The sequence below is a fragment of the Mesorhizobium sp. ISC11 genome, assembly GCF_037162595.1.
Taxonomy (GTDB): domain Bacteria; phylum Pseudomonadota; class Alphaproteobacteria; order Rhizobiales; family Rhizobiaceae; genus Mesorhizobium; species Mesorhizobium ciceri.
The window spans coordinates 4681755-4696424 of the sequence record NZ_JAVSPW010000001.1 but is presented as its reverse complement, the minus strand read 5'-3'; the positions used below and the strand labels follow the sequence as shown (position 1 = coordinate 4696424).

15 protein-coding genes are annotated in these 14670 nt (G+C 64.3%); 5 read left to right on the top strand and 10 right to left on the bottom strand.

Annotated elements, in window-relative coordinates; genetic code table 11:
* Positions 1-38 precede the first annotated feature (38 nt).
* Positions 39-398 carry a septal ring lytic transglycosylase RlpA family protein gene (locus tag RPF88_RS22825; RefSeq protein WP_013528714.1) on the bottom strand — a complete coding sequence of 120 codons (360 nt, stop codon included), beginning with the start codon at positions 396-398 and terminating at the stop codon, positions 39-41.
* A gap of 309 nt (positions 399-707) precedes the next feature.
* On the opposite strand from RPF88_RS22825, the gene RPF88_RS22820 reads away from it, so the two are divergent.
* Positions 708-893, top strand: coding sequence for a hypothetical protein (locus tag RPF88_RS22820; RefSeq protein ID WP_063173425.1), 186 nt, complete (start codon positions 708-710; stop codon positions 891-893).
* 139 nt (positions 894-1032) lie between these two features.
* Here RPF88_RS22820 and RPF88_RS22815 read toward each other — a convergent pair whose 3' ends face one another.
* The 9 genes from RPF88_RS22815 to tauA all read right to left on the bottom strand — a co-directional run bounded on the left by RPF88_RS22815 (position 1033) and on the right by tauA (position 9221).
* A complete protein-coding gene (locus RPF88_RS22815) occupies positions 1033-1896 on the bottom strand; it encodes an IS110 family transposase (protein ID WP_337123261.1) in 864 nt (287 codons plus the stop codon).
* A gap of 260 nt (positions 1897-2156) precedes the next feature.
* The gene (locus tag RPF88_RS22810; protein WP_337123260.1) at positions 2157-2948 is read right to left on the bottom strand and encodes an ATP-binding cassette domain-containing protein; all 792 of its coding nucleotides are present in this window, start codon (positions 2946-2948) and stop codon (positions 2157-2159) included.
* Between the two features lie 10 nt (positions 2949-2958).
* The gene (locus RPF88_RS22805; protein ID WP_337123259.1) at positions 2959-3735 is read right to left on the bottom strand and encodes an ABC transporter permease subunit; all 777 of its coding nucleotides are present in this window, start codon (positions 3733-3735) and stop codon (positions 2959-2961) included.
* The gene (gene ssuD / locus RPF88_RS22800; protein WP_024502224.1) at positions 3732-4895 is read right to left on the bottom strand and encodes an FMNH2-dependent alkanesulfonate monooxygenase; all 1164 of its coding nucleotides are present in this window, start codon (positions 4893-4895) and stop codon (positions 3732-3734) included. Before ssuD ends, RPF88_RS22805 begins: the two co-directional genes overlap by 4 nt.
* A gap of 91 nt (positions 4896-4986) precedes the next feature.
* Positions 4987-5940, bottom strand: a complete 954-nt coding sequence (locus RPF88_RS22795) for a sulfonate ABC transporter substrate-binding protein (protein ID WP_337123258.1) — start codon at positions 5938-5940, stop codon at positions 4987-4989.
* 242 nt (positions 5941-6182) lie between these two features.
* On the bottom strand, positions 6183-6368 hold the full coding sequence (locus tag RPF88_RS22790) for a hypothetical protein (protein ID WP_337123257.1): 186 nt from the start codon (positions 6366-6368) through the stop codon (positions 6183-6185).
* A gap of 31 nt (positions 6369-6399) precedes the next feature.
* Positions 6400-7260, bottom strand: a complete 861-nt coding sequence (locus tag RPF88_RS22785; protein ID WP_024502226.1) for an ABC transporter permease subunit — start codon at positions 7258-7260, stop codon at positions 6400-6402.
* Entirely contained in the window at positions 7257-8048 is a 792-nt protein-coding gene (locus RPF88_RS22780; RefSeq protein WP_013528707.1) for a taurine ABC transporter ATP-binding protein, read from the bottom strand. The genes RPF88_RS22785 and RPF88_RS22780 overlap by 4 nt, the downstream gene beginning before the upstream one ends.
* A 159-nt stretch (positions 8049-8207) precedes the next feature.
* Complete coding sequence (tauA, locus tag RPF88_RS22775) at positions 8208-9221, bottom strand: taurine ABC transporter substrate-binding protein (protein WP_064992681.1); 1014 nt, start codon at positions 9219-9221, stop codon at positions 8208-8210.
* A 641-nt stretch (positions 9222-9862) separates the two neighbouring features.
* Here tauA and RPF88_RS22770 point away from each other — a divergent pair.
* The 4 genes from RPF88_RS22770 to RPF88_RS22755 all read left to right on the top strand — a co-directional run bounded on the left by RPF88_RS22770 (position 9863) and on the right by RPF88_RS22755 (position 14608).
* Positions 9863-10333: an RrF2 family transcriptional regulator gene (locus RPF88_RS22770; protein ID WP_337123256.1), complete on the top strand. Its 471-nt coding sequence runs from the start codon at positions 9863-9865 to the stop codon at positions 10331-10333.
* A 31-nt stretch (positions 10334-10364) separates the two neighbouring features.
* Positions 10365-11699: an FAD/NAD(P)-binding protein gene (locus RPF88_RS22765; protein ID WP_013528704.1), complete on the top strand. Its 1335-nt coding sequence runs from the start codon at positions 10365-10367 to the stop codon at positions 11697-11699.
* Between the two features lie 291 nt (positions 11700-11990).
* Entirely contained in the window at positions 11991-13430 is a 1440-nt protein-coding gene (locus RPF88_RS22760) for a pyridoxal-phosphate dependent enzyme (protein ID WP_224675814.1), read from the top strand.
* Positions 13427-14608: a trans-sulfuration enzyme family protein gene (locus tag RPF88_RS22755; RefSeq protein WP_024502230.1), complete on the top strand. Its 1182-nt coding sequence runs from the start codon at positions 13427-13429 to the stop codon at positions 14606-14608. Before RPF88_RS22760 ends, RPF88_RS22755 begins: the two co-directional genes overlap by 4 nt.
* The last annotated feature ends 62 nt before the right edge of the window (positions 14609-14670 follow it).

Here is a 14670-nt window from a genome sequence, read left to right as displayed (position 1 = left end):
TAGGTAATGTGTCCGGCCCTTGCCGGACACAGGAAGCTCTAGACGCGCGCCATGCACACGGAAGTGTGGCCGGAGCCGATGAAGCCGAGCTGGCCGGCCGCGCCCTTCGACAGGTCGAGCACGCGTCCCTTGATGAACGGACCGCGATCGTTGATGCGCACGACGACGCTGCGGCCGTTGTTCTTGTTGGTAACCCTGAGCTTGGTGCCGAAAGGCAAGGTGCGATGCGCGGCGGTCATCGCCGACGGGTTCATGCGCTCGCCCGAGGCGGTTCTGGAGTGCAGGGCGTACCACGAGGCGCGGCCGCACTGGGCGGCGGCGGTCGCCGAAGAAGCGCCGACCATCAGGCCAGCAGCGATCGTTACCGCGACAATCGCGGTCTGTTTTGGGTTCTTCATATTTGGGGGATGGCTCCGTTTTTGACAGACCCCAGCCGTTAGGTGCCAAATAAGGCGGGAAATGCGGCAGTGATCTGGCGGTTCCGTGGCAATGGCACACGTTTGGAGTCGCTGGGTAACAGTCTGTCAGGGATTTTCCGGCACGCGATGATCAATCAACGATGATCTTTGTGTTGCTATCGGGCATCCGTTTGACAAGATCGAACATTAATATCCAAGTAGAGCTCGGCGCGGCCGGGCCACTTCCTTTGGCTCTTTTATCGCGGTCCCGATGCTGCAACCAATCGACTTCAAAAGGGAGATCCGGCAATGAGGCTGACCAAAAATCTGCTGGCGTTGATTGTGCTTGCCGTCGGCGCGCTGTGGTCGCTGCAAGGCATCGGCGTTGTCGGCGGCAGCTTCATGACCGGCCAGTCGCAATGGCTCTATATCGGCGTCGTCACCATGCTGGTCGGGCTGATCGGGTTGGGGTGGGCGAACCGGTCAAGCGGGTGAGCTTGATGAAAGGTCGACCCCCACTCCGGCCTTTCGGGCCACCTCTCCCCCGATCGACGGGGGAGAGGAAAAGCGCGAGCTCGCCGACCTTGGCTCCTTTCCTCTCCCTCCGGAGGGGGGAGAGCGACTATCTGGGGTGTCAAGTTGCACTCGCGAACTCGTTGCGCGCATCGCGTGCTTTTGCATTGAGGATGACGAGGAGTTTTCTGGCGAGTGCGATGCGGATGAGCATTTTTGGCTTTCCCGCCTGTTGCAACCGTTGAGCGAAAGCTTTGAGATTGGGATCGAATTTGGCCACGATGGCTGCGACGATGAAGAGGATGCCACGCGGCCCGGCGCGTCCGCCGCGCACATGCCTGTTGCCGGTGCGCTTGCCGCTATCGTTGGCGAAGGGAGCGAGGCCTGCCAGCTTGGCGATGGCCTTGTTGGAGACCTGCTCCAGCCTGGCCCACAGCGGATCGTCATCGATCATCGAGGCAATCTCGCCTTCCAGGCGCCGTTGCTCGCGCTTGAGGAAGGCCAGCATCGCCTCGATGCTGGCGCATACCTCGGCGTCGCGTGCGGCACTTCTACGCTGCTTGTTGATGGTCGCATCGCCAACAATCTGGCAAAGCCGGCCAACCAACGCGGCAAGCCGCTGCTGGGCGGCGCTTGGCGGTGGCGTCGGCACAGTGTTCTTGACTGCGCCGTAGTGGGCGATGACAGCGGCGTCGATCCTGTCGGTCTTCTCAAGATAGCCCATCGCCTCGGCGAAACGGCGCACGCTCTTGGCATTGACCACGCCGCACGGCATGCCGTGCGTCCACAAGAGCATGAATCCCAGCCGTTCATAGCCGCCCGATGCCTCCATCACCGCAAGGGCTGCGTCATGGCTGCGGCAGAACAGCCAAAGAGCTGCGATCCCCGCCGCGTCGTTGGCGAAGCGCGCTGCCGCTCCGCCAGGCCAGATATGCGCGTCCAGCCAATCTTTCGAAACATCAACTCCACAAATAATCCTGTTCACGGTAACCTGCCTTGTGCGTACGGTTGGAACCAAGCGACTGTTCGGTCGTGCGTGATGAAGGCGAAGATCCCAAGCTCTCCCGCGGCTGTAACCTCAGGTGGTACGGGCGACTTCGCCAAGCCAAGGTCCGGGCGGCCACCCGGACCTTGGCTCAATCGCTCTAATCCCACGAAATCTCTCTCGTGTAGATACAAGGTGGCGCTGCGAAGCAGCGACGGAGTGGGGGAAGGCGGTCCTCGAGGGCCCTGCCCCCGACAGCCCTACCCGAACAGCCGATCCAGAATCTTGCCCTCCAGCCGGGCCAACTCCACCGAACCGCGACGGCGCGGCCGTTCCACGGGCACATCCAGATCGAGCGCGATCCGGCCTTCGCTGATCACCACGACCCGGTCGGCGAGCGCGACCGCTTCGGCGACATCATGCGTGACCAGCACGGCCGTGAACTTCTGCGCGATCCAGATGCGTTCCAGAAGCTGCTGCATCTCGATGCGGGTCAGGGCGTCGAGTGCGCCGAGCGGCTCGTCGAGAGCCAGGATCTGCGGGTGGCCGACCAGCGCGCGGGCCAGCGCCACGCGCTGCTTCTGACCTCCGGACAGCACCGAAGGCCATTCGTCGGCCCGGTCGGCAAGCCCGACCTCGCCGAGGATGTCGAGCGCGCGGTGCCTCGCTTCGCTACCGGTGGCGATGCCGGTCAGCCCGACCTCGACGTTTTTCACCACGCTGGCCCAGGGCAGGAGCCGTGGCTCCTGGAACATGAAGCGCGTGCGGCTGTGTCCTTCCTCTTCGACACCGAAGGACAGCGATCCCGATGTCGGCCGGTCGAGCCCGGCCAGAAGCCGCAACAGCGTGCTCTTGCCGCAGCCGCTCTTGCCGATGACGGCAAGGAACTGCCCGGCCGGCACGTCCAGGTCGATGCCGTCGAGCACGGTCTTGTCGCCGAAGCGCTTGCCGGCATGCCTGAAGGCAAAGGCCCGCTGTCCTTCGACGGAGCCGATCGGCCGCACCGGCGTGGCGACGAAGGAACGGGCTGCGGTCAGGCTGGCGGCGGTCATGGGCAATCTCTCATCCGTTCTGGAAGGCCGGATGCCAGCCGAGCGACAGCCGCTCGAGCAGGCGGGCGAGGCTGTCGGCGAGCTTGCCGAGCAGCGCATAGATCAGGATCGACAGCACGACGACATCGATCAGCAGGAATTCGCGCGCCTGCATGGCCATGTAGCCGAGGCCCGAACTGGCCGAGATGGTTTCGGCGACGATCAGCGTCAGCCACATGATGCCCAGGGCATAGCGCAGGCCGACGAAGATCGCCGGCAGCGCGCCGGGCAGGATGACGCGGAAGAATAGCGTGCGACGGTCCATGCCGTAGACGCGGCCCATCTCGACCAGCTGTGGGTCGACGCTCTGGATGCCGAGCAGCGTGTTGACGTAGATCGGAAAGAACACGCCGAGCGCCACCAGGAACAGCTTGGCTTCCTCGTCGATGCCGAACCACAGGATGACCAGCGGGATCAGCGCCAGATGCGGAATGTTGCGGATCATCTGCAGCGTCGTGTCGGTCAGGCCGCGGCTGAGCGTCGATAGCCCGTTGGCAAGGCCGAGCGCAAAACCGATCGAGCCACCGACGGCAAAGCCGGCAAGGGCGCGCGCGGTCGAGACGCCGATGTTGCGGATCAGTTCGCCCGACAGCGTCAGCCGCCAGAAGGCCTCGGCGACCGCGCTGGGCGCCGGCAGCACGTTGGCCGGCATGACGCCGGCGCGGCTGGCAATCTCCCAGCCGGCAATGATCAGCGCCGGTAGCAGCCAGCCGGTGGCGTTGCTATGCAGGCGCGTGGAAAAGCTCATGACGAAGCCTGCAGGCGGTTGGCGCCATGGAAGCCGACCGAGAATTCGTTGGCGATGTTCTCATGCGCCCGCTGCCGCCTGGTGCCGAGCCCGAGTTTCGGAAACAGAAGCTCGGCGACGCGGTAGGCCTCCTCGAGATGCGGATAGCCCGAGCCGATGATGGTATCGATGCCGATCGCCTGGTATTCGCGGATGCGCCCGGCGATCTGTTCCGGCGTGCCGACCAGCGCCGTGCCGGCGCCGCCGCGCACCAGCCCGACGCCGGCCCACAGATTGGGCGACACCACCAGCCTGTCACGGCGGCCGCCATGCAGCTCCGCCATGCGGCGCTGGCCGACCGAATCCATCTGGTTGAGGAAGCGCGCCTGCGCGTTTTCGATCTGGGCGTCGGTGACATGGCTGATCAGCCGGTCGGCGGCGCGCCAGGCTTCGTCCTCGGTCTCGCGCACGATGAAATGCAGCCGGATGCCGAAGCGCAGTTTTCTGCCGCGCCGCGCCGCCTTTGCGCGCGCCGCGGCCAGCTTCTCGGCCACCTGTGCCGGCGGTTCGCCCCAGGTCAGATACATGTCGACGAGGTCCGCGGCGAGGTCCTGGCCCGCATCCGACGATCCGCCGAAATAGAGCGGCGGCCGTTCCTGGTGCGGCAGAAGGTCGAGGCGGCCATTTTCGACGCGGTAATATTTGCCGTTGAAATTGACCCGCTCGCCGGACACCAGGCCGCGCCAGATGGTCAGGAATTCATGCGCCTGGGCATAGCGCTCGTCATGCGGCAGGAAGACGCCGTCGCCGGCGAGCTCGGTCGGGTTGCCGCCGACCACGACATTGAGCAGCAGGCGGCCATTGCTCAAGCGATCGAGGGCGGCGGTCTGGCGTGCGGCGAAAGTCGGCAGCGTCACGCCCGGCCGCAGCGCGACCAGGAACTTCAGTTTTTCGGTGAGTGTCGCAAGGCCCGTCGCGGTGATCCAGGAATCCTCGCAATTCTGGCCGGTCGGCAACAGCACGCCGGGAAAGCCGAGCCGGTCGACCGCCTGCGCGATCTCCTTGAAGTAGCCGAATTCGGGCGGCCGCTGCTGCTCCTCGGAACCGAGATAGGAGCCGTCGCCATGCGTCGGGATGAACCAGAAGAAATCGAGCGGTGCGGTGCTGGCAGGCGCGGTCATGTCTGGCACAGTCACGGGCGGATCTCCTGGAGATATGGGTGCGAACGCAAATGGCGCCGGGCGTTCTCACCCGGCGCCGTCAGGGGACAAGTCAGTTGCCGGGTGCCGTCCACACCGCGTCGGAGATGCGGACCGCGTTCGGGATCAGCCCGAGCTTGAAGAAGCGGTCTGCGGTCGCCTGCTGGCCGGCGATGATCTCGTCGGTGATCGGGAAGACGCCGAATTTGGTGCGGTTGGCGGCGATGATCTGCGCGTCGAGCGGCACGCCGGTCACCTCATGCAGCGCCGCGGCCACCTTGTCGCGGTTCTGGTCGGCCCATTTCGCCGCCTCGCCCAAGGCTGATATCGTTGTGGTGACGGTTTCGGGATGCGCCTTGGCGAAGTCCTTGTTGGCGAGGAAATAGGTGTTGACCTTCAGCACCTCGCTGGAGCGGGCCAGCACACGCGGCTGGTAGCGAGTTTCGGCGATGGCGAAGAACGGATCCCAGACGGTCCAGGCATCGATCTGGTCGCTGGCAAAGGCTGCGGCCGCATCCGCCGGGCTGAGATAGACCGGCGTGATCTGGTCGAACGGGATGCCGGCCTTCTCCAGCGCGGCGACGAGCAGATTGTACGCGCTGGTGCCCTTGCCGACACCGACGCGCTTGCCCTTGAGATCGGCGACCGACTGGATCGGCGACGCCGGCTTGACGAAGATCGCCTCGCCCTCGCCATTCGACGGCAGCGCTGCGGCATAGACGATGTTGGCACCGGCCGACTGGCCGAAGATCGGCGGCGCGTCGCCGGTCCAGCCGACATCGATGGCGCCGACATTGAGCGCCTCGACCAGCGGCGGACCGGCGGTGAACTCGACCCACTTGACCGTCACGCCCTTGTCTTCAAGTGCCTTCTCGATCACCTGCTGCTGCCTGGCGATCACCGGCAGGCCGGTCTTCTGATAGCCGATGCTGAACTGCTTCAGCTCCTGCGCCGTGGCGCCGGACGACACGGCAACCGTCGCCGCCAGCAGGCCGATGCCGAAAACACGTCTCGTTAGATTGAACATTGATCCCTCTCCTTCGCTGCGGATCGGCGCCGGAAATGGCCTCGCCGGTTGGAAGATGGATGAGGCTAGGTAATTCTATAAATTTAGTAGAGGAATGATTTTGCGAGTTAGAGGGGAGAATGGGAATTATCTTCTTTGGCTACCTGGAATTCGCCATCCTGGGGTCTGCGCTGCGTCGCTTCGCTCCTTGCTCCGCCCTAGGATGACGAAGACGCGGGGGCTAGTGCCAATCGCCAATCCCCTCACTGCGACCAGTACTGCCAGGCCCAGTAAAAACTCTCGTCGCGTGGCGGCAGGCGGTCGCGCTCGGCGTCCCAGCGGACCGGCGTTGGCGATTTCGGTTGCTGTTCAAGCGGCTGGCTTTCCCCGGTCCAGGCGAGAAGCCAATTGCCGGCTTGGGCGAACAGCACGGCGGTGGAATGGGTCATCGGCATTCTTTCCTGCTCTTCTGGTTCCCAATCATTCGCGTCCCGCCCACGGGACGAGCACGCGCTCGATCCTGCGGAGGGTGAATTCCAGCACGAAGGCAATGGCCGCGATCACCAATATGCCCATCACCACCACGTCGGTGACGAGGAACTGGGCGGCCGACTGGATCATGAAACCAAGCCCGCGCGTCGCCGCCACCAGTTCGGCGGCGACCAGCGTCGACCAGCCGGCGCCGAGCGCGATGCGCAGGCCGGTCAGGATCGCCGGCAGCGCGCTGGGCAGGATGACATGGCGGACCACTTGGCGCTGAGTAGCACCCAGTGAGCGCGCCGCATTGATGCGTTCCTGCGAAACGCCGCGAACGCCGGACGCGGTCGACAATGCCACCGGCGCCAGCATGGAAATAGTGATCACCAGGATCTTCGACGGTTCGCCGATGCCGAACCAGATGACGACCAGCGGCAGGTAGGCGAGCGGCGGGATCGGCCGCAGGAACTCAAGCAGCGGATCGAAGATGCCGCGCCCGATCGTGCTGATGCCGATGGCGAGCCCAACCGGCACGCCGACGAGGATGGCGGCGACCAGCGCGGCGAAAACCCGGCCCAGGCTGGCGATCGCATGCTGCAGCAGCGTCGCATCGACGAAGCCGTCGCGGGCGACGGTGATGAACTTGTTCCACACCGCAACCGGCGAGGGCAGGAACACTGGCGACACCAGTTGCAGGCGGGCCGACAGCGCCCACAGCGCCAGCACCACCAGGATGGTCACCACGCTGACCGCGCGCGCGGAAACGCCTTTGCGTTTCGGGCTGGACCGCGACCACGGCACCGACAGGCCGTCGGTCTCGTCGACCTTGTGTCCCGGCCGCTCGGTGTAGGAGGTAACGGTCATGCCGCCTCTCCTTCGAAGATCGCGTCGGTTAGTTCGCCGCGCGCCGCGGCGAAGGCCGGGTCGGCCTTGATGGTGCGGATGGCCTCGCCCGATGCGTAGCGCCTGGAGAAGCCGGGTTCGAAAGTTTGCACCACGCGGCCCGGGCCAGGCGCCAGCACGACGATGCGGGTGGCCAGCACCAGCGCCTCCTCGATGCCATGCGTCACCATCAGCACGCCGACATCGCTTGCCGTCCACAGATCGAGCAGCGTCGTCTGCATGCGCTCGCGCGTCAGCGCATCGAGCGCGCCGAGCGGTTCGTCGAGCAGCAGGAATTCGGGTTCGGCGGCGAGCGCCCGAGCCAGGCCGACACGCTGGCGCATACCGCCGGAAAGCTCCCAGATGCACTTGTCGCCGGCGTCGGCGAGCTTCACCAGCGCCAGCAGCTCATCGGCGCGCCGCGCCCGCTCGGCCGGAGCGACACCGCGCAGCCTGAGCGCGAAGGCAACGTTTTCGCGCGCCGTCAGCCATGGGAACAAAGCATCGTTCTGGAACACCACCGCCCGGTCCGAGCCAGGTGCTGTGATCGGCTTGCCGTTGATTGAAGCCGTACCGCGCGCCGGCGCGACAAGGCCGGCGGCGACGTTGAGCAGCGAGGTCTTGCCGCAGCCGGAACGGCCCACCAGCACGACGAAATCGCCCTTGGCGACATCGATCGACACCCGCTCGACGGCAGGCGCTGCCTGGCCGTCATAGTGGATCGAGACCTTGTCCAGTACGAGATGCGGGTCGAGCACGAGATGCGGCATGGATGCCTCGCGGTTCGTTGAAATCCGACTGCCCCGGCCCTCGTCAGCGGTTCCGGGGCAGTCAGCACGCGGCGTTAGGGAAAAAGATCCGCGCGCGTTCAGAGCAATTCCAGGAAAAGTGTGAAGCGGTTTTCCGTCCGGAATTGCGTTAAGCGAGTACTAGTTCGAGGCGAGCGCCTCGGTGACGTATTTCGACGATACGTATTTCGAATAGTCGGGAAGCACGGCGTCGATCTTGCCTTGCTCCTTGAGGAAGGTGGATGTCGCTTCGATCGCCTTGACCGTGCCGCCGCCGAGGAATTTGTCGGAGGCCTGCTCTTCGAGCGTCGGGAAGACATAGCCCTTGAGCAGTTGCGGCACTTCTTCCAGCTTGGCGCCGGTGAGTTTGGCGATCGCGGCCGCCTGCGGCGACGATACCGACCAGGCTTCGGGCTTGGCGAGGAACTCGGCATATGCCGCGCCCGTCACCTTGACGAAGTCGCGCACCGCTTCCGGGTTCTTTTCGGCGAAGTCGGTGCGCACGATCCAGGCGTCGAAGGTCGGCGCGCCCCAGGCGGCGACCTGCGAGGAATCCACCACCACCTTGCCCGTCGTCTTGATCTGACCGAGCGCCGGATCCCAGACATAAGCGGCGTCGATGTCGCCGCGCGAAAAGGCGGCGGCGATTTCCGGAGGCCTGAGATTGAGGATCTCGACCGACTTCGGATCGACGCCCTCATGCTTCAGTGCCGCGAGCAGGCTGTAATGCGTCGTCGAGACGAACGGCACGGCGACCTTCTTGCCGGCGAGGTCGGCGATTTTCTCGATGCCGGCGCCGTTGCGTGCCACCAGCGCCTCGGATTCGCCGATCAGGCCGACGATGAAGATGGTCTGGATCGGCAATTCGCGGCTCGCCGCCGCCGCCAGCGGACTCGAGCCGACATAGCCGATATCGACCGAACCGGAAGCGACCGCGGCGATGACATCGGCGCCGGAATCGAATTTGCGCCAATCAATGGTGGCCTTCGTCGCCTTTTCATAGGCGCCGTCGGCCTGCGGCACTTTCGAGGGTTCGACCACCGTCTGGTAGCCGATGGTGATCTTGAGGTCGTCGGCCAGGGCCGGGCCGAGGAAGGCCGCGCCGGCAAGTGCGGCTGATGAGAGGAGAACAATGCGTCGCGAAATGGTGGACATGAAGGGCTCCTGAAAAGAGAAAAACCGGAATGCTTCATAATAGTCAGCTAATTCTATGGTTCTTGTAGAGTTAAATCCTTCCAACGAAGGCGGGCTTGTTAGAAAAAAGCTGTCGATGGTGAGGTGGTGAGGCGGATAGGGTGGTTGCGGTGGGCAGAGTGTCGCCACAGGGCAGACCTTTCGACGCCGGCGGGCCAGCGCCCCCTCTGTCCCACCGACCTTTAACCTCCTGAACTGCGGCGATGGCTCCGCTTACGCCCACCGCGAATTAGAATTCCCGCTTCCGGCCTCTTCCAGGCAAATTCATGCCTCAAACAACCGCCGATTTAACAACCCATTCCGCGTGTTCGGGGGTAAGTATAGTAATCTTATCGACATTGAGACTGGAGGCGACGATGAGCAGTCACCATATCGCGATGATCGCGCCCCCAAACTCGTGCGCTTTTGTGTCCCTGTGGGCACAAAGGCTGGTCAAAATGGCCGGCGCGGCTTGAAAACGAAGCAAAATCAGCAGTTCTCGGCTTGTACATCATGTCACTAGAATTTATGTGTCATGCGGGCTTGGACGCGGCGGCAACGCACGCCAGGCGTTTTGCAACCGATGGTTCCATGCCGTCGCATGCCAGAGAAAATTTGATCTCATGCTCACCAAAAAAGGTAAGTACGGCCTCAAGGCGCTTGTCCACCTCGCGCGATTGCCGGCCGGGCAGCTCGCCTTCGTCAACGACGTCGCCAACGGCAACAACATCCCGAAGAAATTTCTTGACGCCATCCTGGGCGAGTTGCGCAATGCCGGCTTCGTCCAGAGCCGCAAGGGCAAGGATGGCGGCTATCGCCTGGCGCGGCCCGCCGACGAGATCAAGGTCGGCCATGTCGTGCGCGTCCTCGACGGTCCGCTGGCGCCGATCCCCTGCGCCAGCCGCACCCAGTACCAGCGCTGTGAAGATTGCAACGAGGCGACATGCCAAGTCCGACATCTGATGCTCGAGGTCCGGCAGGCGATCGCCGAGGTGCTCGATCAGCGCAGCCTCGCCGAAATGCGCGATATCTCTCTCGACGACCTGTCGGTCGGCATCGGCGATCTGCCGGTCGCGGTGAAGGTCCAGGCCTGACACTGGCGCTGCGCAGAGCGAAGGCATGCCTATGACCGGGCGCGCCAACTCCATCATCATTGTCGGTGGCGGCGCCAGCGGCGTCGTGCTGGCCGCGCATCTCCTGAAGTCGCCCAATCCCGACCTGCGCGTCACGCTGATCGAAAGGCGCCCGCATTTCGGTCAGGGCATCGCCTATTCGACGCTGCTGTCGGCGCATGTACTGAATGTCAGCGCCGCCGGCATGAGCGCCTATGCCGACGATCCCGGCAATTTCTGGCGCTGGCTTCAGGAACGCGGCCTGGCAACGGCTGAGGAGGCGCCCTTCTATGCGCCACGCAGCATCTATGCCCGCTATCTCGGCGAGTTGCTGGTCGATCTGGAAGCGCGGGAAAAGCAGAGCGGTCGGCTTCGGCTAATCCGCGAGGAAAGCCTCTCGATCACGCCCACCGCCTCCGGCGTCGAAGTGGCGCTGGCCAACGGCACCAGCGTCGTTGCGCATCTCGCCGTGCTGGCCACCGGCCATGACGAGGAGCCGGCGCAAGGCCATGCCATCAGGATGGGATCGGAAGCCGACACAGCACTTCCGCCCGGCGCCGGCGTCATGGTGCTGGGCACCGGCCTCAGCATGGTCGATGCTTTCCTGGCGCTGGAGCAACGCGGCCATCGCGGCGACATCATAGCTGTGTCCAGGCGCGGCCTGCTGCCCTCGCCGCATCGCAAGGGCAATCCGATCAAGCTCGACGTCGCCGACATTCCGCTCGGCACGCAGCTCTCCTATTTCGTCGGCTGGTTCCGCGACCTGATCAAGGAAAACCAGAAGGCCGGCATCGACTGGCGTGACGTCGTCGACGGGCTGCGGCCGTTCAACCAGAAGATCTGGCAGAACTGGCCGGCTTCCGCCAAGCGCCGCTTCGTCGAGCACACCAAGGCCTGGTGGGACATCCACCGCCATCGCATGGCGCCCGAGGTCTACGCCCGTGTCACCGAGGCCGTGCAATCCGGCCGCATCCGCCTGGTCGCCGGCCGCGTCGTCGACATTGCGCGCAACGGCGAATTCACCGTCCAGGTCCAGTCGCGTCACACGCAGCGTCTCGAGACCTTCGAGGTCGCCCGCATCTACGATTGCTCTGGCATCGTCAGGGACATCTCGACCTCGTCGAACAGCGTCGTGCGCTCGCTGGTCGACCGCGGCCTGGCAAGGCCGGATCCGCTGCGCATCGGCCTCGACGTATCGACCAAATGCGAGATCATCGCCGGCGACGGAACCGTTTCGGCCAAGATCCTCGCCGTCGGCCCGCTGACGCGCGGCACCTTCTTCGAGATCGACGCCATCCCCGATATCCGCGTGCAGTGTGCGAGGCTGAGCAAGCAGCTGCTGGGGTAGGCTGTGTCGATATTCAGGTGATGCCGGCCTGCAAATGCGGCTTCCTGTGGCTTCCGGTGCTCACGTACCCAAAAGTACGCTCTGCTCCGGTTCTCGGAATCTGCCATTTTCGGCTCGGCCTGACCTGAATCTCAACACACCCTCCAAGCCCTTGAGGCACAAACCGGAATTTCATTCCGCATCTGGCCGGTTGATTGGCACGATCTATCTTCTTTCCGACTGCAAAGGGCTGGAAAAGAGGCTACGCTGCCGCCCTGCCCAGAGGCGGTCGCTTGGTCATGGAGCATCGATATGAGCGAGCATGAGATCGCCGCACTGGACAGTGCCCCCTCGGAAGCCGAATTGTCCCGCCTGCGTCCGCCCTACAAGTCGGTGCTCGACCTGATCGGCCAGACGCCGGTGGTCGAGCTGACCAAGTTCGACACCGGCAAATGCCGGCTGTTCATCAAGCTCGAAAGCCAGAACCCCGGTGGCTCGATCAAGGACCGCATCGCGCTGTCGATGATCGCCGCAGCTGAAAAGCAGGGCAAGCTCAAGCGCGGCGGCACCATCGTCGAAGCGACCGCCGGCAACACCGGCCTCGGCCTTGCCCAGGTCGGCATCCCCAAGGGCTATCGCATCGTGCTGGTGGTGCCCGACAAGATGTCGCGCGAAAAGATCCAGCACCTGCGCGCGCTCGGCGCCGAAGTGCGCATGACGCGCTCCGATGTCGGCAAGGGCCATGCCGAATATTACCAGGACATGGCCGAGAAGATCGCGGCGGAAACGCCCGGCGCCTTCTATGCCAACCAGTTCGCCAACCCGGCCAATCCGCTGGCGCATGAAACCACCACCGGCCCGGAGATCTTTTCGCAGCTCGACGGTAACGTGGATGCCGTGGTGGTCGGCGTCGGCTCGGGCGGCACGCTGACCGGGCTTGGCCGCTACTTCGCAAAAGTGTCGCCGAAGACCGAAATGGTGCTGGCCGATCCGGTCGGCTCGGTGCTGGCGCCGCTGATCAAGACCGGCAAGATGGAAGAGGCCGGCAGCTGGACCGTGGAAGGCATCGGCGAGGATTTCGTGCCGCCCAATGCCGATCTGTCGCTGGTCAAGAAGGCCTATTCGATCCCCGACAAGCAGAGCATGCTGGCGGTGCGCGACCTCTTGTCCAAGGAAGGTATCCTTGCCGGCTCATCGTCGGGCACGCTGCTGTCGGCGGCGCTGCGCTATTGCCGCGAGCAGACGGTGCCCAAACGCGTCGTCACCTTAGTCTGCGACAGCGGCAACAAGTACCTGTCGAAGGTGTTCGACGATTTCTGGCTGGCCGAGCAGGGGCTGGCCGAGCACGAGCAGCATGGCGATCTGCGTGACCTGGTGATGCGCTCGCACCGCACCGGCGACACCGTCTATGTCGGCCCGGACGAAAGCCTGCTCAATGCCTATGGCCGCATGCGCCGCTCCGATGTCTCGCAGCTGCCGGTGCTCGACAATGGCAAGCTCGTCGGCATCGTTGACGAAAGCGACATACTGGCCAAGGTCGACGGCCCTTATGACGGCCGCTGGGAGCGCTTCAACGGCCCAGTGCGCACGGCCATGACCTCCAACCTGCACACGCTGCAGGCCAGCCAGACGCTGGACGCGCTGCTGCCGGTGTTCGACCGCAACGAGGTCGCCATCATCTTCGACGGCGACGAATTCGTCGGCCTGATTACCCGCATCGATCTGATCAACCATCTGAGGCGCGCACGATGACCAGCAATACTCCGCCAGCCGGGAAAAACCGTCTGGCTTTCTCGACGCGCACCATCCATGGCGGCCAGAGCCACGACCCGCTGACCGGCGCGGTGATGGTGCCGATCTACGCCACCTCGACCTATGGCCAGCAATCGCCCGGCGTGCACAAGGGCTTTGAATATGCCCGCAGCCAGAACCCGACGCGCTTTGCGTTCGAGCGCGCCGTGGCCGATCTCGAAAGCGGCTCGGCTGCGTTCGCCTTCGCGTCCGGGCTGGCGGCGATCGCCACCGTGCTGGAGCTGCTCGATTCCGGTGCGCATATCGTTGCCACCGACGACATCTATGGCGGTTCCTTCCGGCTGATGGAGCGGGTGCGCAAACGCTCGGCCAATCTGCAGGTCTCGTTCGTCGACTTCACCGACCTTGCCGCCGTGGAGGCCGCGATCCGGCCCGAGACGAAAATGCTGTGGGTCGAAACCCCCACCAACCCGCTGCTGCGCATCGTCGACCTCGAAGGCGTCGCCGCACTTGCCAGGCGCAAGGGGATTCTCACGGTCGCCGACAACACCTTCTGCAGCCCCTATATCCAGCGGCCGCTGGAGCTTGGCATCGACATCGTCGTGCATTCGACGACCAAATATCTCAACGGCCATTCCGATATGGTCGGCGGCGTCGCCGTCGTCGGCGACAACAAGGATCTGGCCGCCCAGCTGAAATTCCTGCAGAACGCCATCGGCGCCATTTCGGGCCCGTTCGACAGTTTTCTGGCACTGCGCGGGCTGAAAACGCTGGCGCTGCGCATGGAGCGCCATTCCGCCAACGGGCTCAAGATCGCGCAATGGCTGGAAGCGCGCCGCGACGTCCGCCGCGTCATCTATCCCGGCCTCGCCAGCCACCCGCAGCACGCCGTCGCCGTCCAGCAGATGCATGCCTTCGGCGGCATGATCACAGCCGTGCTCGACCGCGACCTAGCCGGCACCAAAAAGTTCCTCGAACGCACGCAATTGTTCACGCTCGCCGAAAGCCTCGGCGGTGTGGAGAGCCTGATCGAGCACCCGGCGCTGATGACGCATGGCTCCATACCGGCGGAGAAACGGGCCGAGATCGGCATATCGGATTCGCTGGTAAGGTTGTCGGCGGGGATCGAGGATGGCGATGATCTGATTGCGGATCTGGAGCAGGCGCTGGCGGGCTAGAAGCTCAATCAACTTGCAACTTCAGCGTTGCCCCTCATCGCCCTGCCTTGGCTCCTTTCCTT

Bases quoted from the DNA above. Each gene is read 5' to 3' on its own strand.
- RPF88_RS22810 (WP_337123260.1), bottom strand. From the start codon at position 2,948: ATGACCGCCGCCAGCCTGACCGCAGCCCGTTCCTTCGTCGCCACGCCG.
- RPF88_RS22805 (WP_337123259.1), bottom strand. From the start codon at position 3,735: ATGAGCTTTTCCACGCGCCTGCATAGCAACGCCACCGGCTGGCTGCTA.
- RPF88_RS22760 (WP_224675814.1), top strand. From the start codon at position 11,991: ATGAGCGAGCATGAGATCGCCGCACTGGACAGTGCCCCCTCGGAAGCC.
- RPF88_RS22790 (WP_337123257.1), bottom strand. From the start codon at position 6,368: ATGACCCATTCCACCGCCGTGCTGTTCGCCCAAGCCGGCAATTGGCTT.
- RPF88_RS22820 (WP_063173425.1), top strand. From the start codon at position 708: ATGAGGCTGACCAAAAATCTGCTGGCGTTGATTGTGCTTGCCGTCGGC.
- RPF88_RS22795 (WP_337123258.1), bottom strand. From the start codon at position 5,940: ATGTTCAATCTAACGAGACGTGTTTTCGGCATCGGCCTGCTGGCGGCG.
- RPF88_RS22785 (WP_024502226.1), bottom strand. From the start codon at position 7,260: ATGACCGTTACCTCCTACACCGAGCGGCCGGGACACAAGGTCGACGAG.
- RPF88_RS22825 (WP_013528714.1), bottom strand. From the start codon at position 398: ATGAAGAACCCAAAACAGACCGCGATTGTCGCGGTAACGATCGCTGCT.
- ssuD (WP_024502224.1), bottom strand. From the start codon at position 4,895: ATGACCGCGCCTGCCAGCACCGCACCGCTCGATTTCTTCTGGTTCATC.
- RPF88_RS22780 (WP_013528707.1), bottom strand. From the start codon at position 8,048: ATGCCGCATCTCGTGCTCGACCCGCATCTCGTACTGGACAAGGTCTCG.
- tauA (WP_064992681.1), bottom strand. From the start codon at position 9,221: ATGTCCACCATTTCGCGACGCATTGTTCTCCTCTCATCAGCCGCACTT.
- RPF88_RS22755 (WP_024502230.1), top strand. From the start codon at position 13,427: ATGACCAGCAATACTCCGCCAGCCGGGAAAAACCGTCTGGCTTTCTCG.
- RPF88_RS22770 (WP_337123256.1), top strand. From the start codon at position 9,863: ATGCTCACCAAAAAAGGTAAGTACGGCCTCAAGGCGCTTGTCCACCTC.
- RPF88_RS22765 (WP_013528704.1), top strand. From the start codon at position 10,365: ATGACCGGGCGCGCCAACTCCATCATCATTGTCGGTGGCGGCGCCAGC.